The organism is Bartonella sp. AU15XJBT (genome assembly GCF_028618615.1).
Classification (GTDB): Bacteria; Pseudomonadota; Alphaproteobacteria; order Rhizobiales; family Rhizobiaceae; genus Bartonella.
Genome location: NZ_JAQITG010000001.1, coordinates 1 through 26,184, shown reverse-complemented (window position 1 = coordinate 26,184; position 26,184 = coordinate 1). Strand labels below are relative to the sequence as shown.

Here is a 26,184-nt window from a genome sequence, read left to right as displayed (position 1 = left end):
AGTTTGAATTCATGATGAGATGTGAGGAAGCAGAAGCAATGAATGTAGATTTTACCGAGAGTGAAATCTTGTCTATCAAATCTGTACAACTTGCTGCTGCTTTTAATCATAAAAATGATGCGATTTATGCTGCTGCTGAATTGCTTGTACAGGTTGGCGCAGTTGACAAATGTTATTTGGCAAGCATGCTTGCACGTGAAGAAATAACGAATACTTGGCTTGGGAATGGTATAGCCATTCCTCATGGCTTGGTTGAAAATTGTGATTTAATCATCAAGGACGCTGTTGCTGTTATACAGGTTCCTGCTGGTGTTGAATGGCAGGAGGGAAAGAAAGCACATTTGGTTATTGCCATTGCAGCGTGTCCAGATCGCTATAGAGAAATTTGCAAAAAATTGACGTCTCTTTTATTTGATAAAAAACAACTTGAAGTACTTACAACAACCACGGATAAACAGCAAATTGTTACAACTCTGTTTGATCAAGATATAAAGAAAGAAAAAACTTTTATTGGTGATCTTTCGGTGTGTCAGGAATGGACTTTAGATTATCCGAGTGGTCTTCATGCACGACCAGCTTCTCTTTGGGTTGATTTTGCGAAAAAGATTCAAAATTCTATCAGAGTTCGCCATGGTCAATGTGCCGTTGAAATGAAAAATTTAGTTGGTTTATTGCAATTAGGAGCAAAAAACGGTGATGTTCTGATTTTTTCTACAGATGCTGAAGAGGGAGCAAAACTTCTCAATGATGCCATTGCTATTGTAAAAAAAGTGAGTATTAGTGAAAAATGCGTGGTGAGAGAAATGGAATCTCAAGCAAAGACTTTTCATGGTTGGTATCCACGCTTCATGCAAAAAGGCATTTCTGGTGTTGGGGCAAGTTCAGGGTTAGCCTTTGGTAAGATTTTTGTTTTAAGGCAAAATGATGTTTCCATAATAGACCAGCCAATTGATTTTTCAGTTGGTGCAGCATGTCTTGAAAATGCTCTTACAAAAACAAAACATAAAATGGCATCTGCGATTTCTGATATTACAGTGCGTATGGGAGCGGATTCTGCTGCAATTTTTTCTGCGCAAATGGTTTTGCTTGAAGATGAGAATCTCATAGCTCAAGCTTGTCGTTTTATAGCAGAAGGTCATGGTGTCGCTTGGTCTTGGGATAGAGCGGTTCGGCAATTTTCAGATATGTTTTCTAAGGTGGACAATCCTTTGTTAGCAGCACGTGCTGTTAATTTAGTTGATGTTGGTCGTCGTGTTTTGGGTGAAATAAATCCATCCTATAGATCATTCTTTTTGAATGATATTCCAAGTGGTGTTATTCTGGTTACAAATGATCTTTCTCCTTCTGATGTTGCACAACTTGATTGTACAAAAGTAAAAGGATTAGCGACAGCATGGGGAGGTCTACTCTCTCATACAGCTATTTTGGCGCGTACTCTTGATATTCCGATGGTTGTTGCTGCAGGTGATGATATTTTAGCGGTTCAGCCTGATATTCAGGCTATTATTGATGGCGATAACGGGTTCATTTACCTTGATCCTACGCTTGAAGATGTTGAAGATGCTCAAAGGCATATTGATACTGTTGCGCAAAAACGTGTCAGTGAGATAAGTACGTGTAGATTACCAGTACAAACGACAGATGGTCAAAGAATTCGTATCATGGCTAATGTCAATTATGCAAATCAGGTTCCTGTTGCGCTAGATTTGGGGGCTGAAGGTGTCGGACTCATGCGCACAGAATTTTTATTTTTAGAGAATCCACATATTCCAGATGAAGAAGCACAATTTGATGTGTACCGTGCGATGATTGCAGCTGTAGGCGATAAGCCATTAATTATTCGTGCGCTTGATATTGGTGGGGATAAACAGGTTACGCATTTACATTTATCTAAAGAAGATAATCCTTTTTTAGGTGTTCGAGGAACGCGGCTTTTGTTACGTCGGCGTGATCTTCTGGTTCCTCAGTTACGTGCTTTATATCGAGCAGCAAAAGAGGGCGGAGATCTATGGATTGTGTTTCCGATGGTGATGTCTGTTTCAGAGATTGTTACCATAAAAAAGATTGCAGAAGAAATCCGCAATGATATTGATGCACCAAAATTAAAACTTGGTATTATGATCGAAGTTCCAGCAGCAGCCATTATGGCAGATGTATTGAGCGCCCATGTTGATTTTTTCTCAATTGGAACCAACGATTTAACACAGTATACAATGGCTGTTGATCGGCAAAATCCGTACCTTGTGTCTGAAGCGGATAGCCTTGATCCAGCAGTTTTGCGTATGATTTATCAGACTATTCAGGGAGCAGCACAACATAAGTGTTGGGTTAGTGTATGCGGTGGTATGGCCGGAGATCCTTTTGGTGCGATGATTTTGGCTGGATTGGGAATTAATGAGCTTTCTATGATATCTTGCGATATTTCTCCAGTAAAGGCGTGTTTGCAGACTCATAGTTTTGAAGATATGAAAATTTTAGCACAAAAAGCACTACAATGTGAAACTGCACGGGCTGTACGCGCTTTAAGCAAGGATATCCGCTGGTAAAGAACGTTAAGAGGAAAGAACGCGCTCATTGTGCAAAGTCATTAGATCTTTAGTACTGTAGACCATTGCCTTTTAGAACGATTATAGGCAACATATTAATTTATAGTGGTAAATTATCGTTTTACATGACGAGATCCTCAAATAACATAAGATTTTTTTATTTTAAATTTTCTTTATCTTAAATTCATAAAAAATTCTCTTATACTTTATAAGTGGAATTAACGTGTGGATAAAAACACTTTAGTAAAGAATAAATACCTCTTATAGATTTTCTCAAATAACAAAAGTTGTGGCAACAATTGGAGTGGGTAAATAGCGTGATAGTGCTATCCAATAGATTTTATATTATTCATAAATACCGTTATGAGCGTTATGATTGTTATGGGATGAATGTGACAAGAATTGAGAAATGTTTTTTAAAACAAATGCCTGGATGAGCAAGACAATAGTATTTTATTTAGAATGTTTTGTTTTTTGCCTGTAAATCAACATTTAATCCCAAAGCAGCAAAATTTTTTAAGTCGATTCAATGCTTTCTCTTCTGTTGTTGGCTTTTGCATACCAAATGGGGGAGAGTATATTGCTTATCTCTGTTGGTGTAATCTCTGAAATGGGCAGATAATCTAATTTTGGGGGATATGAAGACTAAAGATGCAAACTAATATCCCTACCATCACCTTTTAATTCGTCTTTACGACTTTCAAATATGTCCAAAGCAATATCTTTTAAAATAATGGAGATTAAGCTTTGCCTTACACTTTTGTTTTCATGTTCTTTAATAGGGGCACGTCTTTTATGTAAAACGAAACGCCATTGGATTGCTCATTCACAAACATTCGTACACCCAAACCCATTTCGCGTGTGCGCTGGTGGATGGTGTAACGGTAAATCCATAAAGCCCCTCTCTTTACACTTATGAAGGAGCAAGTTGCACCATCACTCTATTTTCCGGCTCCCATGTTGTGACAGTTCTTTTTATTTGAGAAAATTCACAAGAGACATTTATTCTCTCTTAAATGTTTTTTTCCATATATTATCCCCGCTTATGACGTACAAGAAAGTGATTTTAATTCATTCAATATGAAAGGGAGTGTGAAGAGAAAGTTTTACGCTATTTGAGGATCTCATTAGGTAAAAACAATAAGTTGTCCTTATAAGTTAAAACTTTGTCTATGAAGTGAAACATAAAAGTGATGAGTAGATAGATTTCATTTTAAGAGAAAGCAATTTAAAAACAGATTTGTCGTGGTTAAGAATCCTCATTCTTGAGAGGGGAAAGAAGGTTGAAACTGATTTTTATTGAATGAAATTTATTATCTAGATGAAGCTTAGAAATATAAGAAGTTCATATCGCTGTTATTTTATTTATTATTGCGGCAATCAATATTGATAGACGAGAGATGTTTAATGACTTCATTGTAAAGAAAGCATAGATCATATGCCAATTTTAAGAGCAGTATTTTTTCATAAAACAGAAGGTGCATAAGTAAGCATGAATATTTATGATTTGTGATAAGCTTTTTATTCCCATTCTTGTATTGTACAATAACTATCCACGGAAAAAGTTTTTTCTTAAAAAAGAAGGATGTGCTTGTTATTCAACAGATATCAGCTTTCATTTTAATAAATGAATTTTTTTTGAGTTTTGAATGTATAATTTAAGCTTGCACGTTATTTCTTTCTGGGTATAGTGTGCGGACCTCTGGAGAGGTGGCCGAGTGGTTGAAGGCGCACGCCTGGAACGCGTGTATATGGGAAACCATATCGAGGGTTCGAATCCCTCTCTCTCCGCCATTTATCGTAAAATCAATGGGTGATATAAAAGTTAGAGAATTTTAAGCTCTTTGATTTTTTTGACTTATTTTTTTGTCTATCCCGAACTTTTTTGTAGCGTTTTTATTACTTTGATTGCGAATAGCTTTTTCTTCACCAAGTAACTTTTTAAAAATTCAGGAGTTATAATAAGATCGAAGGCTATCTGTGTAACTTTGGCATTTACTATAGATATAGCCATTTATTTTTTCACTACTTGTTTATTATGATAGTTCCTTTCATTATGAAAAAGAAAATAGATGCCATAATAACGCAAAATCTAATGCAGCCGCTTTTAACAAAAACCAAATAACTTGAATACTAATTGTCGTTGTGACAATATCAGCGAGTAAAGAGAAATACACCTTTGCGATAAAAACTGAAAAGTTTTTACGCGGGCCTTGAATTGGAGATTAATAGCCTTGTCTGCCGCATAAACTCAAGATGCATATCTTTGTGAGAAAAGCGGCAGTAAAAGTTAAAATTCTGTTTCAGAGAGAAGAAATTGGAGAGTATTCAGCTACACTATCTTCAATCGTGAGATTTTCTGTAGCAATTGCGTATATGCATCCTACGTCTGCCGCAATCGATTTGTGCTTTGTATTGGCAGGTAGATGTATAATATCTCCTTGTATACAGGTTATGCGCTTTTCATCATAGAAAAAAATTAACTCTCCCTCTATAATTAAGAGAGTTTCATCGACGTGGTGAATATGCCAATCATGTATTTTTCCTGGAAAATCTCTTTGTATCTCTATTGATCCTTGCTCTGGAAGCATCATTTTTAATATATCATATACACTTTTATTTAATTTAATGTTGGAAAATTTAGTCATTATCGTGCTCCATTACGTGATATGTACAAGGTGGGGATTCAATATTATTATCTTGCAGAAAATATTGCATCCATTCTCTATTTTGGGGATCACCGTATTTTCCTAAAAAAGGAGACTTTGTGATAATATCAAAAGGTTCAAGTCTTTTTCCTACAGTGGAGAAGGCATTCTTTGCTTTTTTTTCTGTATCCAGTAGATCAGAGAAAACCCATCTAGGCTGGAAAGTTAACATAAATGTAGAACTTTTTCTACTTATTCTGTTGATATGGGATGGCGTATTGCAAACTATGAACATAGGTTCGCCATGAAAACAGAACTCCCATAGAGGGTCATCCATATTTTTAGGTATATGCTTAGGCCATTCTCGGTCGTCAAGCATTCTCAAATCTTTAAGTATAGACCAGAATTTCTCTCTATAAACTTCGATATTTTGTATGGGGGCTGGCTCCTCGAATGCAACAAAAGATGTATTTTTTCCAAAGCTCTTATAATTGTCGCAATAATTTATGAGATCTTCCATAATATTTTTTGCGGTCAACTTTTTATAGAATCCAAATCTCAGCATGTCTTTTTGGTATCCATTCACCCCGAATAGGCAAGGAAAAGGCCTGATTTTGTTATTCATTATTGCATCGAATTCGTTAAAAACGACTTGTTTCCATTTTTCATATTTATCGATATTTTCAATTATTTGCGCTGCTGAATCCATGTACTCCTCCCAATTGTTGTATTTTATAAGAAATTGCTACGAATTATCCTCTCCAAAGTCGATAATTCATCATCACTCTCGCCCCAAATTGCTATAATAGCTGGACAGGTATTTAAATCGATGGTTAGGGGGATAGGCTCATTTTCTTTAAAAAAGAGCATAAAATGAACAACATTTTCCCAAGAATGAAGCTTTTGCTGCCATAGATTAACATCTTTTATGATATGATTGTTAACTTTGTTGATAAGAAAGATAATACGCCCTTTTTTCTTAAAACGACTTGGTGTTTGTGAAAACACTCCCGCAATAAGGTTAACGGCGCTTTCAAGTAAATCATTTTCATAGCAATGTGCAAACAAAGTGGGCGCAATCCCTCCGTGCAGGCGGGCTCCTACTTCGATCATTACTGGACCACGAGCGGTGTGCATGATTTCCATATGTGCAGGCCCATATTCAATTCCCACCGCGCGAATGCACTGTTTTGCATAAGAGATAAGAGCGGCATAAAGAGGATCTTGAGCATCAAGCACGTCAAGCGATTCATAAACAAAGGCACTTCCATTATGAATACCCTTTTTATATCGTGATAAAGCGCATATCTTTATAGCTTCTTCCTTTACAATGGCATCTACGATGTATTCTTCTCCTTCCAATCGTTCTTGGAGCAAATAAGCCTCGTTAGGTGTGCCAAAAATATTTTTTTGCGTCCAGTCAATTTCAGAAATCCACGCCGCCACTTCTTCCCGGTTAGAGAAAAACAAAACTCCATCGCTTCCTGCAGAATCGTTTGGCTTTACCACATAGCCACTGAGGCTTTCAAAATCATCGAGAGCACAATCACCTTTTGTAAGAATTTTTGATCGAATATAGGATAAACCATTTTCACAAAGGCGCCTTTGCATTGCTGTCTTTTTTCGCCGCCAATCAGTGGTCAAGGGGTTATTTCCGGCACAACCATAATAAGCAGCCAATTGTTCTGCACAATAAATACCTATTTCGGAGCCTGCCACCACGGCTTTTATCGCACCGACAGGAAAGCGCTGTTTTATTTCATCGACACTATGAAGTTTCGCTTCTACCATGCCCTCACCCTGATAAGAGAGCATAAAGTGTGAAAAAGGAACTGGTTGAGAGACAACGCCATAACAAGCATAGCCTAATTTTTGTAAAGCAGGACTATAAAGAGCACCCGTGGAGAAAGGATCGACAATAAGAATGGATTTACTCATACTTTGGCCCGCTGTGATGAAAGGAAAAAAACATAAATAAAAATTATCAGCCCTATAAGGGGGAGAAGGTAAATGGCTGCTTGAGGTCCCATAAGGGCAGAGCTTGTAAGAAGACCAAGGATAACATAACCAGCCGATTGAGAGAGAGTATAAAGCATGCCGCTATAGCTTCCCACCAGCTCTGCTTGAGTTTCTGTTCGGGTTGCTTCAATCATATGTTTGCGGGCGTTAATCCGCATGGTATTCATTGAAAAGCCAATAAAAAAGCAAAAAATCACAGCCAAATAAGGCGATTGCGTGGTGCTAAAAATAAGATCAGCTAAACCCAATACAAGGGCTGGAAGAATGAATTCAAAGCGCGGGATCTTGATAAAAGCAGCTAAAAAAGCCCCCACACCTGCAACAGCACTGCACAACCCATAATATTCAGAGCCAAAATTTTTCACACTCTGAAAAAGGATAGTTGCTAGTGTATTATAAGAGCAAATGTGAAAGCCAATAAGGCCTATGCAGATGCATAAAAGTTTAAGCTCTAGAGAAAGCCCATCTGCTTGCGGTATAAGCATTGTCTCTTTATCGGTGACAGGCGGCAAGCCGTTTGTAGTGCTGTCGGCATGATATTCATCGCGAAAGATGACATATCCGGCCACAAGGCTTACGATAATGTCAAACACACAAATCGCTGCAATCAAACCATTATAGCCGACTTCAGCTGCTACCCCTCGTGGGCTGGTTGCTTCTAAGAGATAACCACTCAATGCTGCCCCCAAAAAGGCGCCAATCTGCACCACTGTTTGCATAATGCGAGAAGCCTTTTGAGCACTAATATAGCCACTAAGCGCGAGTTTAGTATTATAAGTCTCCAGCGTACTTAAGGTGATCAAAGAGAGATAACCAATAGAGATAGAGACCACAATAAAACCAAAACGGGAGTCGACATAATGAAAAAGAGCAATCAATAAAAGGAGGCTATAGATGATGATCCGTCTTGTGTATAAATCGATCAATCGCAACGATGCTTTAATGTGCACAAAACCACTCTTTTTCAAAAGATAGGGTGTAAGGGTCCCTAAAGCCATGGTTATGCCTAGAAAAACCGATGAGGATGTTATGCGATAAGCATTCCAAAGGTTACTTAAGAAAAGCACCATATCAGAAAGATAGAGCAGAACAACAAGCCCATAAAACCGAAACATTAGCTGTTTGCGCACATCATTCCCCCCATGTCTGCATCTTTAAAAATATGCAGTATTATAATTGGTACACACGCTCATAAACAGTTAGTACATCTATTACGGGATAAGTCAAGTGTTTTCGATAGGGGCATGATATAAATTTGAACGCTGATATTTACTGTAATAATATCCCATTTTCAGAAATTTAAGTAGCGAGGACAACTGGTATTTTTGCTACGTTTTTTGTGGGACACCTTGCCGATAAAGGGGTACTTATTCGATGATGAGCGCAGCTACGCCTAAGAGCCATATTTGGTATTTTAAGGGGTGTCTCTGTTTAATTCAAGGTTGCTGGGTTGTTATTGATTATTGACTGGATAAGCTTGGATTTTGAAGGGACAACAAACCTTAATTATCGGGCAGAAATTATTTATGGCTTCAGATTGAGGTGTGCTAGTACAGCTTTAGGTGGCTCTTTATACAATCAATTTGGGGCGGACGACTTCATTTGTTGGGGGGAGATTATAATGCGTTGAAAGGTAACGGGGATAACCATAGATGTAAGATTATTTCATATAGATGTAGAGTTCACTTCGATACAAAAGTTCCAAATTTCCTTGCACTTCGTATTGTTTTATGAGTGTAACCAATTGCTGCAAATATTCTTCTCCATGGCTGGCAATGGCGCGTTGCGCTTGCGTTGAAGAGCGGCTCATGCCGATAAAAGCTTCGGATGGGATTGTCATTGTCCAATTGTGTGTATGTAAAGCAATCTTTTCAGGATTTTCTCCAAGACCATCACGCATTTCTTGTAAAAAATCAAAATTGCGATAATAACGGGAATAATTAGGGCTCATCTTCTCTAATAATGTCTCATAAGTGGCTAGAAATTGACTATTTTGAAAATCACGATTGTTTTGAATGACAGCCATGACACCACCGGCGCGAAGTTGACTTGAGACATTGCGAAGCAACAGAGGGCGATCCATCCACTGAAACGCTTGTGCTGCAACAACAAGATCAACCTTGCCGATTTGGGGCAAGAGGCTTTCGGCTTTGCCGTGATACCACTGCACAAAAGGAAATTTGCTTTGTCCCTGTTTAATCATATCTGCTGATACATCAATAGCATGATAGTGGTGTTCATTTCCTAAAAGTTTGACAATTCCCTCTAATGCAATGCCCGTTCCAGCCCCTACATCCACGATAGACAAATGCTTTTTGTCTTTAAAAGGAAGCAGCATGGTTTTAAATAAGGTGAAGGGGTAGCGTGGACGATAACGATCATAATCATCAGCCAGTCCATCAAATTTTTCACTTTGCGGTTGAATAGTTTTTAACATATGGTGTGATCCCCCTTCACGAATTGCACTGTACATAAAGAAGCTCTCCTTTGTCCATTATGTCAAGTAATAAATTCTAAAAGAAAATTGAATGGGAGCTGCTCTTTGACACTTTCTATAGAGTTGATATTTACATTCTCTTCTGCTTCAAATGATGCATTTTGAAAGTAAATTGTTTTTTGAGCAATCAGTTGGAAATTCCATATATTCCTCTAAAAATCTGTCTTACTTCTGGTGCGATTACCTCTTGCATGCCTTTTATGAGCATTAAATTTATAACTTGCTTGCGGAAACGATCATTCTCAAACACTCTATCGTAAAAATGAGATTGCCTATTCGCTTTGTAACTGTACAGCCAAAACAACACATTTCAGCGTCACTATTTTATATCTATAGTGCCAATGTAACGCGCAATGAAAGTAGAAATATTTATTAATCTTCAGTATGTTAAACTTATCCCATATGATATTTAGAGAGTTTTCTTTTCATAAAAAATGTATCACGCTCTAATAAAACGAGGAATTTCATTCCTTTAAATTTAATGAACTAAAATAAGAACTCAATATATATTTTTAAATGTGATTATGTGGCATACTGAATGATGTATGTATGAGGGAATGATTTATGTTCGTTGCAAATTTGAAAGAACGTGCTGCTCTATTCGAGAACAGAGCTTTTCTCTACTTTACCCTGAGTGGTTTGTTTGCTACGTTTGGAAACGGATTAAATTACATTGCATTGTCATGGCTTGCTTACAATCAGACAAGTTCGATCCGTGGTGTAGCGTTGATGATGCTTTTTCTTTGGGCGCCTAGCATTCTTTTTGCACCTTTTTTGGGTGTATTGGCGGATAAATACAATCGTAAAATGCAGATTATCACTTCAAATCTTGTCAGAGGTTTGGTGATTGTGGGTTGGGTAATGCTTGGGTATTTTGGCATGGAAATTGATTTAATGATCTTATCTGCTCTATTGGGTATTTTTATTTCTCTTTATATGCCATCAGCTGTCCCTTTGATCCAAAGTATTGTTCCTAAAAAACAGCTCATCAATGCAAATGCAACCATCGATATGGTTTATGAACTTGGCACTATCATAGGTATGGGGTTTAGTGGATTTATACTCGCCTGTGCAGGAACAAAAGGAACACTTCTGATAGGCGGCATATTTTTTATTATTGCTGGTTTGTTTAATTTTGCAATGAAAGTACCTGAAAACCAAAGATCTAAAAATCAAAATCAGCAAAACTGGTGGGAAAATTATAGAGCGTCCCTTCATTATTTTAAGCAGAATTCGGTTCTTTTTATGCCTTATATAAGCCAGATGATTATTATGACGCTTTTGATGACTATTCCTGTTATTCTGGTGCCTTATACACAAGAGGTTTTAAACGCAGATAGCAGGACTTTTGCAATATTTGAGGCGCTTTATTCCATGGGCGTATTTACTGGTGCGCTTCTTTCTCCATTTTTTTGTAAAGTTTTATCTATAAGGAAAACATTAGCACTTTTATTAGCTGTTATGGCTATCGGTCTTGCCATTCTATCTGTCAATGCACACACGCTTGTTGTTTTTCCTGTTTATTTCATGATTGGATTTGGGCTTTCAAGTTGGGCTCTTTCGATTTCTTTATCGCAACTCTCTTGCGATCCGGAATATCAAGGAAGATTGCAGGCAAGTTTTAATGGTCTGTCTGGATGCTTTATCCTCGGAGTCTATCTCATTATGGCAAGCGATAGCAGTAGCATATCACCTCAATCGATATATTTTCTTCAAAGCATTGTTGCGCTTGTTGGAATATTTATTGTGCTGTTTTATCAACATGAAAAACGATAAATTACATTGAAGTGTAGTAAAACTATACGCTATTTTATAAACATTTATAACGCCGTATATTTCATATTTTGCTTTTAAAGGGGTGGTGAGTAAATGTGAAAGTGTTGGTGCTTTTAATGAAGAAAGCATAAATTAATTTATGCTATAAAATACTCTTTATTTTTTGATGATGACCAAAGAGGATTAATGCGTTTCTTTAATTCATTGGACTTTTGTAAGGAGGCAAAGACGCAACACGTTAAAGTTTCTTAAAATTTTTTTGGTTTAAACACAGCAGAAAGTAAAGTACTCTCTCATCATATGGGGAGAGTGTTGCATTATTTTTGTTTTTCAAAATCCATACGAAAAATTGCATCAATTTCATCCTCATTTGAATGAGCATTTCTGCGACGATGCAAGGTTTGTACAATCTCTTTTTTTAAAAGTGCATCTGTTTCACTTAAACGGAGAATACTAAGCTCTAATTCAAGAGATAAAGCTAAATCCACACACAATTTAAGCTCTTCTCCAATGTCGAAACCACGTTGATAGTCGTCATAAAGACCAACCAGTGTATCGGATAATTCTTTATCGCATAAATAGGTCATGCTGAATTCCTCCACGTTGCGGTTTTTTGTGCAGCTTTGGTCTGTTTAAGTATCACTCCACTATCATCACTCAGAACTGCCATGTATACGAACCTCACGGTTTTGTCAATTTTTTGCAAAATACGCGCTTTATAAATCAATGCCTATTAAAAACTTTATCACTCCAAGACTTTGAAGTGCCCAATTGTAAATATGGATGGCAATGTGTTTGCTCTAGAACTTATAGCATTTAAAATATATTGCCAAAAGGCTTTTAATTTGCATAGAGGAGAGGAGTATCTTGACGATAAACCAAACACCTTGAAATCTCTATTGCCAATTACAGCTAAATCAGTGCAATTAATATCTACAATAAGCAAGCATGGTTTGTAAATGTTCAGCTTCTTAAGAATGTGTGATAATCTCATTTTTTGTAGAAATGCAATTATTTTGCCTATTTTATATCGATTTTTAGACATTGATAAACCTTTTATCTTATAAAAACTATGGTATGGGAAGTGTATTTGCATATTTTTATAATAAGATTTCAGTGGTACATTGTGCAGCACGCAATGAAGAGAACCGGATTGGCCTTTTATTGCTTTGAAACATATGATTGCGCTTTTTGATAGAACTTTGCTCGATGGGTATACAATTGGCAATGGCAAGGATCATTTTTTTGTAAGATGATATTCAAATGTTTTTGACACTGGAGGGCAGTATTTGGTAAAATTCCACGCGTTTTGTCTAGGTTGTATGAGGGTAGGGGGCTTGGTAAAATACTATGGCGATTGCCTTTTTTGTGGGATTGTCATAATTTTCGCTCCTGCTTAGAGGGATGCTGTAACATCCATTTTTGTGGGGTTGTGTATGTGGTAACTGCTCTTCTTAAGGAGCAGTAATGATAGATATAAATTAATATAATTACTTAGTCAACAATTATATTGATTTTGGAGTGATTTTTTTGGCTCGTCCGGAAGCAAAACCTAAAACTGAGTTGGCAAAACGTTTTCGCGAAGTGCGTCGCGCTCTTGGTTTTACAGAGCGTAAGCAGTTTGCTGAACATCTTGGTATCACTGCTGGTTCTATAGGAACTTATGAAACTGGTATAAGTGAGCCTACAGCCTCTGCGCTCTCCAAATATCAAGAAATTTGCGGTGTCTCATTAGATTGGCTTGTAACGGGCAATGGTGAGATGTTTTCAGATATGGCAAAAGCGAAAGCAGCTGGTTTTAAACCGCAAGCGATTCCTACTGGGCTGATGAAAAAGCTTGGACATTTGGCTTATATAACTTATCATGATGCAAAAATAAATTTGCCTCCTGAAGATGTTGCAGAATTAGCTGCAGAGCTTTATGGAAAATTGCAAGAGTTTATTCAAGACATCAATGATATGGAAGAAGTCGAAGCCACGATGCCACTTTTAAAATTACATTTAAAGCGTAAAATCGAAATTGAGAAAGCGCATCAAGCAACGTCATAAGATACGAACGAACAGCCCTTTTAAATAATGGAATTTTTTCGATTTTCTACTGTATGAACAAGTCTGAAATGGGAAGGTCTCATGATCTTCGAGTCTTTTATTCAACCTGAAAAACGATAAATTATAATTATAAATCAATACATTAATATTATACAGATAAAATTGTTTATAAAAAGAATGTCGGTTGATGATACAAATAAATTTTTTTCAAAAAGCAGCGAACACTATTCCTGAAATATGTATTTGTTGAAGGAAAAGATACTGACAACAGTGAAAATACAGTGGGTTACGTGAAGAGAAAGAGTTTATAAAACATCTTCCTTTCGGTTTGTGATATTTAAAAAAATTTATATAACAGAAAAAAGACACTGTGGCTTTAATCCCATTATGGTGCCGAAACTATATTTGGTTCCTATAAAAGGGTAACAGACATATAAGAGAAGAATAAAGAACTGTTTATAGCCCGCTTTAGTTTTTTATCAAGACAACACACTAAGCATGTTGAAACTTTTTACAAAACGCACCTCATTACATGAAATATGTTTTCCAAAGAAGTACACCCATACTAAAGTAGATTATAGCATAACAAAGATCGCTAGTAAAGAGTGAGATTATGATGCTCGTCATTATCTATTACATTATGCGATAAGTTAAAAAAATCATAAATTTGTGCTTATAAGAAAAGCTCTTTTATTGAGAAGTATTTTTACAAATTGATAAAAAATTATTTTTTATACTCTTGCCATTTTGCTGATGCGCTTTATTTGAAAAGTAGAATTGCTTTTTAGTGAAACTGTTTTTGTTAAGAGATAAATCGCAGTATTTTTTAATGGAGATTACGGTATATTTTCAAAGTCTTGTATTTTTATTTATTTTTTAGCTTGAATCCCTCTAGCTAAAAGGATTGGGGACTTTTCTAGATTCGATGTTATTGCAAAGATTTTAGGATGATGCCGTAAGGAATACCGGCGTCAGAGGGGGAGTTTTATATTGATTTATTGTTTTTTTGAGGTGCGCAAACAAGGGTTTTGCCATGAGTGTTTTTGCGCGTTGTGATGATGTTGAACTCTGTTGGAGGAGATTCTTATGAAAAAAAAATATTCCACACCAAATTTAATTAAAGCTGTCTCGCTCAGCGCGGCAATGGCCACACTCTTATCGAGTGTTTCTCCCGTTTTTGCTGCCAATCTTGCGATAACAGGAGGTGCTAATTTGAGCACAAGTGGCACCGGCGTTTCATATGCACATGGTAGTCATGGCAGTGTTGTTTTAGTTGGTGATGATGACTACTGCGGTGCAGACAACGTTGTTGGTCGTGGCGGTAAGCAACAACAAGGAGTTGCTGATAATAAACAAATAACCGCAGAGGAACAATATAACAGATTTATCAATGGTTACACTGAGGGTAACGGACGCAACCCTTATGATGTGACTACTAACAAGGTTACTTGGCAGGGGGATGGGCTTCTGACCAACAATGCTACTTATATGGGACCAGCTGGCTCTAAAGGGTTTCTAAATGCTATGCCTGAGGCTTATGGTGTTTATTCTTTTGCAACGGGCTGTGGTTCTGCGGCAACAGGAAATTATTCCACGGTATTTGGTGCAGGCGCGACAGCAAAGGCTGGAGGGGCGCAAGCTTTTGGTGTTTCTGCGCTTGCAAGTGGTAAAGCAAGTGTTGCCATGGGCGTGGGATCAGAGGCGTCAGGGGAGTCTACGGTTGCTATTGGAGGGCTTGCGACTGCTTCTGGTTACAATAGTGTTGCGTTAGGGCTCAAAACGAAAGCAACGAAAGATTACACGGTTGCTATAGGTTCGAAGGCTGAAGCGCAAGCTCTTGGTTCTATTGCAATAGGTGGTGGGGAGCCTGCAGACAACGGGCAGGAAAGAAAGGTAATAGCGAAAGGTAAAAATTCGATTGCCATAGGTTCCCATACTTATGCTGAGATGGCTCATTCAGTTGCAATTGGTATAAACGCACAAGTGCGTGTTATAGATGGTGTTGCTGTGGGGGGAGGATCTGTCTCTCGTATTGACTCAAAGGTTGCAGGTTATGATCCTGTAACAAATGCTGCAACAAAAAAGACTAGTCTTGCATGGAAAAGCACTGGAGGTGATTTTAGTGTTGGTAATACTGAGCAGCAATTAACGCGACAGATTACAAATGTTGCAGCAGGGACTAAGGATACTGATGCTGTGAATGTGGCGCAATTAAAAGCCTTGAGAGATGTGGCATCAGGAGCTTGGAAGCTGTCTGCTAACGATAAAAATCCTACAGACGTGAATCCAGGCAGCATAATAGATTTTTCAGTGAAAAATAAAAAACCAGAGGGAAAAGACAACTTAACGATTGAAAGAGAAACTAAAGAGAATAAGCATAAAGTTCAATTTACTTTGAATGATAATCTTAAGTTAACGAGCGTCACCACAGGGCAAAGCACGATGAGTGATGATGGCTTTATTATTAATAATGGGCCAAGAGTAACTATTGATGGTTTTACGTTTGCAGATGAGAATGCTCCAAGTATGACTGTGGATGGTATTGATGCTGGCAATAAAAAGATCACAAACGTGGCAGATGCGACTCAAGATCATGAAGCAGTAAATTATAAACAGCTGAAAGAGATAAAAGAAGCAACGAAAACAACTTGGCAGCTTGCTGTTAATGGAGGGAATGCTACGGCTATTGGTCCAAACGGTTTAGTAAATTTTACAGCAGTTGGCCAAGAAGGTAAAAAGAATATCAACATTGCGAAAGATAATAACCACAATGTAATATTTGATTTGGCCGAGAATATTACAGTAAAAAGTGTTGTTGCGGGGGAAACCATTATGAATGAAAATGGCTTTGGGTTTGCTGGAGACAATAAACCAAGACTAACTTCTGGTGGTATTATCGCTGGCTATCAAAAAATTACTGCAGTAGCAGATGGGGAAGATCTAGATGATGCTGTAAATTTTTCACAGTTGCTAGATGTAAAAGAAATTGCAGAAAAAGGCTGGAAACTTTCTGTTGATGGGAACAATGCTACAGATGTTAAAGCTGGGGGTACAGTAGATCTTGTTGCGGCGGAGAGTGAGGACGGAAGCAAAAATATCAAAATTGCAAAAGACAACAGCAATAAAGTTATTTTTTCTTTGAATGATACTCTTAAGCTCACGAGTGTCACGACAGGCAACAGCATTATGGATAATAATGGCTTTGGGTTTGTTGACGGTGGTCCAAAAATAACGATGAAAGGTATTGATGCTGGCAATAAAAAAATTACAAAAGTGAAAGCTGGTACTGATGATACTGATGCTGTTAATTTTAAGCAGCTGAAAGACTTTACAGCAGGGGTGGAAACGGGCTGGAAGCTTTCTGTTGATGGTAACAATGCTACAGATGTTAAAGCTGGGGGTACAGTAGATCTTGTTGCGGCGGAGAGTGAGGACGGAAGCAAAAATATCAAAATTGCAAAAGACAACAGCAATAAAGTTACTTTTTCTTTGAATGATACTCTTAAGCTCACGAGTGTCACGACAGGCAACAGCATTATGGATAATAATGGCTTTGGGTTTGTTAACGGTGGTCCAAAAATAACGATAAATGGGATTGATGCTGGCAATAAGAAAATTACGAAAGTGGCAGATGGGGAAGATAATACTGATGCAGTGAATTTTAAGCAGCTGAAAGATGTAAGACAGCTTGCAGAAAAAGGCTGGAAGCTTTCTGTTGATGGAAACAATGCTACAGATGTTACAGCTGGGAGTACAGTAGATCTTATTGCAGTTAAGCATAAGGATGATGATAATAATGAGAGTGAGAACACAAATATAAAAATTGTCAAAAACGAAGACAATCAAGTATCCTTTGATTTAAGTGAATATATTAAAGTTGGTCGTGTAGAAACAGGGCTTAGTAGCATGAGTAATGCCGGTTTCATGATCAAGGACGGTCCAAATATGACTAAGGGTGGTATCTATGCTGCCAATACAAAAATTACAGGAGTACAAAAGGGTACTAATGCAAATGACGCTGTAAATGTTTCACAGTTAAACGAAATAAAAGATCAAATAGTAGAAAATAGTCTTGTTAAATGGGATGAGGATAAAAAACTTATCACTATTGGTACTGAAAAAGGTGGTACGAGAATTGATGTCACGGGGACTGATGGAAAGCGAACCATTGCAGGTGTCAAAGATGGTGAAATTTCTAACAGTTCAACAGAAGCCATAAACGGTAGTCAGATTAATAAGATATCTGGAGATATTGCAAAATTCTTTGGTGGTAATGCAGCATTTGAAGATGGTGCCTTTGTAGGTCCACAATATAATTTATCGATAGTTTCTGCAGATGGTAAAGTAGAGCAGAAAGTTTTTGACAATGTTGGTGATGCTTTGACAGGACTTGATGCAAATGTCAAAAATGTGAATAATCATATACAATATGTAGACAAGAAATTTGATGATAAATTTGATAAGTTCTCTCAAGATGCTTTATTGTGGAGTGAAGAGGAAGGTGCATTTGTTGCACTTCATGGACCAAACGGCGAAAAAACGGTTAGTAAGATTACCTATCTTTTAGATGGCGACATTACTAAAGATTCAACCGATGCAGTCAATGGTTCCCAAATTCATTATATGGGTAGCGACATTGCTGATTATTTTGGTGGTAAAACATCGTTCGAAGATGGAGTCTTTATAGGACCAAGATATAATTTATCGGAGGTTGGTGTAGATGGTAAAGTCAAGCAAAAGGAACATAATAATGTTGGTGATGCTTTGATAGGGCTTGATGCAAATATCAAGAATGTCAATCAAAATTTGATCAATTCGATGAATGATGTTGCTTCTTATTTTGGTGGCGGCGCTGGTTATGATAAAAATGGAGAATGGCATGCCCCTACTTTCCAAGTTTATCACATTGAAGATAATGGTACTGTTTCTAAAAAGCCTTATGATAATGTTGCTGATGCTTTTGAAGGTGTGAACAATACTTTCACGAATATTCACAATCAAATCTCTGATATAACAAAAAATAGCCTTGTTAAGCAGGAGGGAGAAGACGGTCTTATCACTGTTGGTAAAGAAACAGGGGGGACAGAAATCAGTATTGTCAATAAAGATGGCGAAGAAAGAACTCTTTCGGGTGTAAAAGATGGAATGATCTCTCAAACATCAACGGAAGCCATAAATGGTTCACAGCTCTTTAAGACGAATGAAAATGTCAAAACTGTTACTGATAACTTATCAAAAGTTGCTCAAAATACATCAAAATATTTTGGTGGCAGTACAGATGTATTGAACGGTATCGAACCTTCCTTCCTTATTCAGGGTAAGCCCTATAATAATGTTACAGATGCATTTACGGGTGTGAATACTTCTATTACAAATATTGATAATAAGATTTCCGATGTGGTAAAAAATAGTCTTGTTAAACAAGACGGAATTTCAGATCCTATCACGATTGGTAAGGATACAGCTGGGACTGAAATCAATATTGCAGGATATGGTAAGGTAGCACGTTCCATTTCTGGTGTTAAAGCAGCAGAGAAGGGTGATGAGGCTGTTAACAAAGACCAACTTGATAAAAGCATAAAGGATATTACGAAAGATATTGAGACAGTAACTGCTGCTGCCGTTCTTTACGATAAGAATGACGATGGTAGTGTTAATTATGGTAGCGTAACTTTGGGCGGTGATAAAAACAACGGACCAGTTGCTCTTCATAACGTCAAAGATGGTAGCATTTCCCAAGATTCCCACGATGCAATTAATGGCAGCCAGATTAATAAAATATCAGAAGATGTTGCCAAGTTTTTTGGTGGTGGCGCAAAGTTTGTTGATGGTGCCTTTAAAGGACTGAAATATACTTTATCTGCTATCGTAGATGGTAAGGTAGGGAAGGCTAATTTTTATGACGTTGGTTCAGCTTTAGACGGTCTTGATAATAATGTTCAAGATGTGAATAAGCGTTTAACGAATGTATCCAATGAGTTTAATCAGAAAATTGAAGGTATCTCAAAAGATGCTTTACTTTGGGATGATGAAGAAGAAGCATTCGTTGCACGTCATGAAAAAGATGGCAAGAAGACAAACAGCAAATTGAAATATCTTTTGGATGGTGAGATTGCGGATGGTTCAACGGATGCTATTACGGGTAACCAGCTTTATTTCATGAGTAACCAGCTTGCGAATTATTTCGGTGGTGGTGCTAAATATGAGAATGGCAAATGGACAGATCCTACTTTCAAGATTTCTAAAGTCGATAAGGACGGCAAGACTGTTGAGACAGAGCACCATAATGTTGCTGATGCTTTTGGTGATATTAATGATGGGATGTCAAATATTAATAACCGTATTGATGACGTCATCAACAAGGTCGATTCAGATGCTTTAAAGTGGAATGATAAAGAAAAAGCCTATGATGCTGGTCGCGATGGTAAGCCGAATAAAATTATCAATGTAGCTGATGGCAAAATTGAAAAAGGTTCAAAAGACGCGGTTAATGGTGGACAACTTTGGGAAACCAATGAACGTGTAGCGGGTGTTGAAAAAGATGTTAAGCATCTTAACAACAGAGTCGATAACATTTCCAATACCATTGCTGATATTGGTGACACAGTTATCAATATTGATGCTAAAGTTGATAATATTGATAATAAAGTTAACGATATTGCTGAGGATGCTGTTCGCTATGACAGAGATGAAAACGGTAAAAAAACCAACAAAATCACATTAGCAGGGGGTGATGCCAGTGAACCAGTTCTGATTGATAATGTCGCTGATGGTAAAATTGAGAAAGGATCAAAAGAAGCTGTAAATGGTGGTCAACTCCATGACTATACTCAAGAACAGATGAAGATTATTCTTGATGAATCCAAGCATTATACGGATCAACGGGTTAATAATATTGTGATTGATGCGATTGACGATGCGGTTGATCGGTCTAAACAGTATACCGATATGAAGTTTGACGTTTTAAACTACAGCATTGAGAGTGTAAAAAAAGAGGCAAGACAAGCAGCGGCTATTGGTCTAGCAGTGTCTAATTTACGCTACAATGATACCCCTGGAAAATTAAGCGTTGGATTTGGTACTGGTTTATGGCGTAGTCAATCTGCATTTGCCTTTGGTGCTGGTTATACCTCAGAAAATGGAAAGTTTCGGTCTAATGTATCCGCAACGACTTCTGGCGGACATTGGGGTGTAGGTGCGGGATTCAATATGACCCTGAACTAATAATCAAAAAAACACATAAAAAATTCTTTTTACCCTTGTCTCGTGAGGCAGGGGTGAATTGTTTTTTACATCTTTAAAAAAGGCGCATATATAAATTAATAAATACATGTTTAAAAAACAGAAAAAACTTATATTCTCACTTAAGCGAGTAAATTTTAAAAAAATGCAATTTTTCCATAAATTACACATTCATTATTTTCTACTTTTAAATTTTACAGCTAAAAGTTTTTGCAGCACTTTATAGGTAGAAAAATGGGATCTCCTTTGCTCTCTAAAAAACTGTAAATTTACTACCAATTTTCTAATGGGAAAAATAGTTCTTTAAAGATATTTTAGTTTTACTAAGAGCAGTGATAAAAATGATATGCAAAATGAGCCAACAATAATTTAAACTTTCGTTCTTGTTATTGTTTGCCTTTTATACGGTATTATTTCATAAATGTAGCTGTTCTTATAGTTTTGTCGAATATTGTTTTACAAGTCTTGGTATGACTGTAGAAGGAGAGAGCATAAATACTTTTACCCTCTGCAAACAAGCAAAAGCCAACATTCAATAACAGTTGAGCAATATTTAATTGACGGTGTCTATAGATTCTGAAGGCATGAAAAATTATAGTGTTGATGACGAAATACCACTTTTTAGCGCTTTCACGCTTAAAGGAGAGGAATGAAATTATAAATGCTTTATTTAGCAAAAAAGTTAAGCAGCACTTAATAGCGGCATACAGCGTACCCCAACATGTATTTGCTTTTGGTATTGAAAACTGTAAAATGACAACACGTACTCTAATTTTTAAAGTTCAAAAGAAAAGCATCAGTGTAAGAAAGAGTAACAACATCTCCCCTTAAAATTTTTCAAGAAAAACCACCCGCCCGCTCATATTGACTTCATTTTACTTGAAAAAACTCCCCTTCATTACTCTAGATTTGCTCATTTCAAATTAAAAGAAAAAACGAAAAACAAAAAAAATAATATTATTCTTGCAAAAAATAACCAAAAAGCCTAAAAATTAAACAAATATTAACTAATATATAAAAAAATAGGTCTTATTTTCTTAGAGAACACAAAAAGCGGGTATATTCACTCTAACATTTAAATACATAATTTTTCTATCTTTTCATCACATAAATTTCGATGTTAAAAAATTAAATCTAGATAAAATTCTAGCGTTTAAATATGTCTTTTTGTGTTTGTCGTTAAAATTTTTTCATTGGGGAATTTGTTATGAACAAATTATATACTAAATTAGCGGGGAGTGAATTAAAATTTTCTCGTTTTCCTTTTATTAAAGTTGTGACAGTGACTTCAATTGCTGCACTTTTGTCAAGCGTTTTTCCAGTTTTTTCAAAAAATCTCTCTCCAAGAGAAGGGGGATCTACAGATATAAAGGCTGTTTCTGTGGTTTCTTCCCAAAGTGTTATCTCTGTTTATGATGATTCTCTTGATGTATCAAAAGATAATTATATAACAGTATCGAATACGACGTTGGCACCAAACGCTCATGTTTTGAATGATTATGCAAATTTTTTAACCAGAACCCTGTCTGGTAAGAGTGATGATAATTCTTTTTCTATACCTTCTTTAGAGGGTGCTTATAATTCTGTTGTATCGGAGAATGCTACAACGACATTTAGTATGAATCCGATGACGAGAATTGATGCACCAATGACTAGAGGAGATGATGGAATTGACATCGGCAATAATACTGTGGCGGTAGGTAAGAACGCGAAAGTAGAAAAAAAGTGGAGCGTTGCTGTAGGTCATATGGCTCATGCCTTGGGGCAAAGCAGTGTTGCAGTAGGTGGAGAATATAATTCGGACCGAGACAACGATTATACAACTGCTAAGGGTGATTATTCAATAGCCGTAGGAGCTGTTTCTAAGGCTACGGAGTATGGTTCGACTGCTCTTGGCCACCGTGCATATGCATTTTCTAAAAATGCTATTTCTATAGGTTTCTATTCAGAAGCAAATGGAGTTGGAAGTATTGCTTTAGGTTCCGATTCTAATGTAATAGTTGAGGGTGGTGTTGCTATCGGAAACAACTCTGTATCCAAAAGGACTGCTGGTATTTTTGGTTATGCTCCTTCGTTAAAGGGTGAGGTTGCAACAAATGCTACACCTCAGTGGAAAAGTACGAGAGGTGCAGTGAGTGTTGGTGATTTTGGTCAGAACATAACGCGACAAATTATAGGTGTAGCAGCTGGTAGCAAAGATACTGATGCAGTAAATGTAGGGCAGTTAAAAGATTTAAAAACATTTGTGAAACAAAATGGCTGGAAACTGTCTGTTGGCGGTAAAAATGGCAAAACCGTTCTTATAGACGATGAAGTAGATTTTTCTGCTGGAAGTAGGAACTTCCAAATTACCAAAGGTGATAAAGACAACAAGGTACAATTTGATTTAGCGAAGGACATTGCACTGGACAGCGTAAAGGCAGGCACAAATACCTTCGATGCCACGGGCTTAGTAATTACTGATGGTCCCAAAATAACAACGGGTGGCATTGATGCTGGAAATAGAAGGATAACGGATATTGAACCTGGTGATCTTAGTGCAGATTCACAAGACGCGGTAAATGGTAGTCAGTTGAGTGTTGTAGCTACCCATATAGCTGGATATTTAGGTGGTGGTGTTAAATTTACAAGTGGCCAATGGGATGATGCAAAGTTCACAATTAAAACGTTCAATCCTGAGAAGAATGAGGTTGAAGAAGAAAGTTTTTCGAATGTAGCAAAAGCCTTTGAGGGGGTGGGTAAGTCTTATGTAAACCTTCACAATGAGATTAAAAAAGCTGCCGATGGTAGTGTCTTTAAATGGAATGCTGAATCGGAAAGTATTAAAATTGCTGCCAGTGAGGAAGAAAGTGGGCAAGGAAGTATTGCTATAGGGAAGCTTTCAAGTGCATCTGGTGAAAATAATATTGCATTAGGCGGTTTTTCAAATGCATCTGGTGAAAATAGTATTGCATTAGGTGGACTTTCAGCTGCAACAGCTAAAAATAGTATGGCATTAGGTTCAAATGTGCAAGTACTTACTGATGGTGGTGTTGCTGTGGGTTATAAATCTTCTTCTCGTAACTCAGCATCCATTGTAGGCTATGATCCTTCCATAGGGAGCAAATCAACAGGTGATGATGTGATATGGAAAAGCACTCAAGGTGCTTTTAGTATTGGTGATACTCCAAATAAGATAACGCGACAGCTTACAGGCGTAGCAGCGGGTTATGCAGACACTGATGCTGTCAACATTGCGCAGCTAAAAAAATTAAGAGAATTTGTAGCACAAGGGTGGACACTTTCTCTTAATGATGAGGCTGTGTCAGGTTTTCAGCCGGGTGATAAGTTAAACTTGGCTTCTGGAAGTGATAATTTAAAGATTAAAAGTAGCGATAAAAAAGACAGTATAAGCAAAGAAATAACATTTGATTTGGCAAAAGATGTCACATTAAACAGTGTGAAATTAAAGGATATCACTTTAGATACAACGGGCTTAACCATTGAAAATGGTCCCAAAATAGCAGCGAATGGTATTGATGCTGGGAATAAAAAAATAACAGGGCTTGCGGGTGGAGATCTTAACGCAAATTCGACAGATGCTGTTAATGGTGGTCAGATTCATACAATCACTGAGGATTTAGTGCAAATTTTAGGTGGTGAAGTATCTTTTGATGGCAAAAATTTTAAAGAACTACAGTATAAATTATCGACTATTGATGAAAAAGGTGAAGTAACAGATAAATCTCATACCGATGTTGGTTCTGCTTTTAAAGGACTTGATGATAATATCAAGACTGTGAATGCTCGCATTAAGGAATTTGAAAAGGACGTCTCTTCAAATGGTTTAAATTGGGATGATAGTGTAGGTGATGGTGGCGCCTACAATGCTGCTCATGGTGAGAAGGATGCGAGCAAGATTGTCAATGTCGCTGATGGTAAGATAGAGAAAGATTCGCATGAAGCTATAACAGGTTCTCAGCTTTATTCTCTAGGCGATAAAGTTGCCGAATATTTTGGGGGTGATGCTAAGTATGAGAATGGCGTGTTGAACAAACCAACCTTCAAGCTCAAAATTTTCAATTTAGAGAATAATGAAGTTGAAGAAAAGAGCTACAATAATGTAGCGGAAGCCTTTGACGGAATTGATAAGAATGTGCAGAACATTGTTAAAGACTTTAATGAAAAAGTCACAAATATCACACAAGAAGTTAAAGGTGATGCTCTGTTGTGGGATAGTAAAGCACAATCCTTTGCTGCCCAGCATGGGGAAGGTGAAGACAGAAAAGCCAGCAAAATCACATCGCTTGCCGCTGGTTCTATAACATCAGCTTCGAGCGATGCGATTAATGGTGATCAGCTTCATACGATTACAGATGATTTGTCAAAAATTTTAGGTGATGATGTATCCTTTGATGGCAAAAACTTTAAAGGACCCAAGTATGACTTATCGAATATTGATAAAGGCGGTGAGGTAACAGATAAATCGCATACCGATGTTGGTTCAGCCTTTAAAGGACTTGATGACAATATCAAGAATGTGAACGCTCGCATTAAAGAAGTCTCAGAGGGCGTTGCACAGGATTCGTTGTCTTGGAGCAAGGATGAGGATGCCTTTGTAGCGCAGCATGGAGAAGGAGATGCAAAAGGAAACAGCAAAATTAAATCTCTTAAGGATGGAGATATTGCTGTTAGCTCTACCGATGCAATTAATGGTTCGCAGCTTTATTCGATGAACAAGCAATTTGTTAGCTATTTGGATGGTAATGCGAGCTATGATGAGGAAGGCAAATGGAAAGAGCCTACCTTTACGCTTAAGACAGTTAAGGAAGATGGAACAGAAGAGGAGCAAAGCTATCCGAGTGTAGCAGAAGCGTTTGCTGGAGTTGGCACATCTTTCAAGAATATTCAGAATAAAATTACCAATGATATCACCAACCAGATTAATGAAACAAAAGGTGATGCTTTATTGTGGAACAATGATAAAGGAGCATTTATCGCTCAACATGGTGCAGGTGAAGGAAAAACCAATAGCAAGATTACTTTTCTTACCAATGGTGATATAACTGAAAACTCTACCGATGCAATTAATGGTTCGCAGCTTTATTCGATGAACAAGCAATTTGTTAGCTATTTGGATGGTAATGCGAGCTATGATGAGGAAGGCAAATGGAAAGAGCCTACTTTTACGCTTAAGACAGTTAAGGAAGATGGAACAGAAGAGGAGCAAAGCTATCCGAGTGTAGCAGAAGCGTTTGCTGGAGTTGGCACATCTTTCAAGAATATTCAGAATAAAATTACCAATGATATCACCAACCAGATTAATGAAACAAAAGGTGATGCTTTATTGTGGAACAATGATAAAGGAGCATTTATCGCTCAACATGGTGCAGGTGAAGGAAAAACCAATAGCAAGATTACTTTTCTT

The 26,184-nt window shown here is 37.2% G+C and carries 11 protein-coding genes and 1 tRNA gene; 6 read left to right on the top strand and 6 right to left on the bottom strand.

Going from position 1 to position 26,184, the window contains the following annotated elements; genetic code table 11:
* The first annotated feature begins 11 nt into the window (after positions 1-11).
* Together ptsP and PVV57_RS00055 are read left to right on the top strand one after the other, a co-directional pair.
* Positions 12-2,546: a phosphoenolpyruvate--protein phosphotransferase gene (gene ptsP / locus PVV57_RS00060; RefSeq protein WP_273717526.1), complete on the top strand. Its 2,535-nt coding sequence runs from the start codon at positions 12-14 to the stop codon at positions 2,544-2,546.
* Between the two features lie 1,704 nt (positions 2,547-4,250).
* Positions 4,251-4,340: transfer RNA gene (locus PVV57_RS00055), tRNA-Ser, on the top strand.
* Between the two features lie 509 nt (positions 4,341-4,849).
* On the opposite strand, the gene PVV57_RS00050 is transcribed toward PVV57_RS00055, so the two are convergent.
* From PVV57_RS00050 to PVV57_RS00030, 5 genes are all read right to left on the bottom strand, one after another.
* Complete coding sequence (locus PVV57_RS00050) at positions 4,850-5,194, bottom strand: cupin domain-containing protein (protein ID WP_273717527.1); 345 nt, start codon at positions 5,192-5,194, stop codon at positions 4,850-4,852.
* Complete coding sequence (locus tag PVV57_RS00045; protein WP_273783192.1) at positions 5,187-5,903, bottom strand: YqcI/YcgG family protein; 717 nt, start codon at positions 5,901-5,903, stop codon at positions 5,187-5,189. The genes PVV57_RS00050 and PVV57_RS00045 overlap by 8 nt, the downstream gene beginning before the upstream one ends.
* A gap of 23 nt (positions 5,904-5,926) precedes the next feature.
* Positions 5,927-7,132, bottom strand: a complete 1,206-nt coding sequence (locus PVV57_RS00040) for an ATP-grasp domain-containing protein (protein ID WP_273717529.1) — start codon at positions 7,130-7,132, stop codon at positions 5,927-5,929.
* Positions 7,129-8,343, bottom strand: a complete 1,215-nt coding sequence (locus PVV57_RS00035) for an MFS transporter (RefSeq protein WP_273717530.1) — start codon at positions 8,341-8,343, stop codon at positions 7,129-7,131. Before PVV57_RS00035 ends, PVV57_RS00040 begins: the two co-directional genes overlap by 4 nt.
* 530 nt (positions 8,344-8,873) lie before the next feature.
* A complete protein-coding gene (locus PVV57_RS00030) occupies positions 8,874-9,650 on the bottom strand; it encodes a trans-aconitate 2-methyltransferase (protein WP_273717545.1) in 777 nt (258 codons plus the stop codon).
* Positions 9,651-10,274: 624 nt separating this feature from the next.
* Here PVV57_RS00030 and PVV57_RS00025 point away from each other — a divergent pair.
* Complete coding sequence (locus PVV57_RS00025) at positions 10,275-11,486, top strand: MFS transporter (RefSeq protein WP_273717531.1); 1,212 nt, start codon at positions 10,275-10,277, stop codon at positions 11,484-11,486.
* A gap of 317 nt (positions 11,487-11,803) precedes the next feature.
* On the opposite strand, the gene PVV57_RS00020 is transcribed toward PVV57_RS00025, so the two are convergent.
* Entirely contained in the window at positions 11,804-12,073 is a 270-nt protein-coding gene (locus tag PVV57_RS00020; RefSeq protein WP_273717532.1) for a hypothetical protein, read from the bottom strand.
* 943 nt (positions 12,074-13,016) lie between these two features.
* On the opposite strand from PVV57_RS00020, the gene PVV57_RS00015 reads away from it, so the two are divergent.
* From PVV57_RS00015 to PVV57_RS00005, 3 genes are all read left to right on the top strand, one after another.
* Entirely contained in the window at positions 13,017-13,535 is a 519-nt protein-coding gene (locus PVV57_RS00015; protein ID WP_273717533.1) for a helix-turn-helix domain-containing protein, read from the top strand.
* Positions 13,536-14,621: 1,086 nt separating this feature from the next.
* Positions 14,622-20,759, top strand: a complete 6,138-nt coding sequence (locus tag PVV57_RS00010) for a Vomp family autotransporter (RefSeq protein ID WP_273783191.1) — start codon at positions 14,622-14,624, stop codon at positions 20,757-20,759.
* Positions 20,760-21,984: 1,225 nt separating this feature from the next.
* The coding region (locus tag PVV57_RS00005; RefSeq protein ID WP_273783190.1) for a hypothetical protein at positions 21,985-26,184 on the top strand (4,200 nt) is incomplete at its 3' end.

Bases quoted from the DNA above. Each gene is read 5' to 3' on its own strand.
- ptsP (WP_273717526.1), top strand. From the start codon at position 12: ATGATGAGATGTGAGGAAGCAGAAGCAATGAATGTAGATTTTACCGAG.
- PVV57_RS00050 (WP_273717527.1), bottom strand. From the start codon at position 5,194: ATGACTAAATTTTCCAACATTAAATTAAATAAAAGTGTATATGATATA.
- PVV57_RS00045 (WP_273783192.1), bottom strand. From the start codon at position 5,903: ATGGATTCAGCAGCGCAAATAATTGAAAATATCGATAAATATGAAAAA.
- PVV57_RS00040 (WP_273717529.1), bottom strand. From the start codon at position 7,132: ATGAGTAAATCCATTCTTATTGTCGATCCTTTCTCCACGGGTGCTCTT.
- PVV57_RS00030 (WP_273717545.1), bottom strand. From the start codon at position 9,650: ATGTTAAAAACTATTCAACCGCAAAGTGAAAAATTTGATGGACTGGCT.
- PVV57_RS00025 (WP_273717531.1), top strand. From the start codon at position 10,275: ATGTTCGTTGCAAATTTGAAAGAACGTGCTGCTCTATTCGAGAACAGA.
- PVV57_RS00020 (WP_273717532.1), bottom strand. From the start codon at position 12,073: ATGACCTATTTATGCGATAAAGAATTATCCGATACACTGGTTGGTCTT.
- PVV57_RS00010 (WP_273783191.1), top strand. From the start codon at position 14,622: ATGAAAAAAAAATATTCCACACCAAATTTAATTAAAGCTGTCTCGCTC.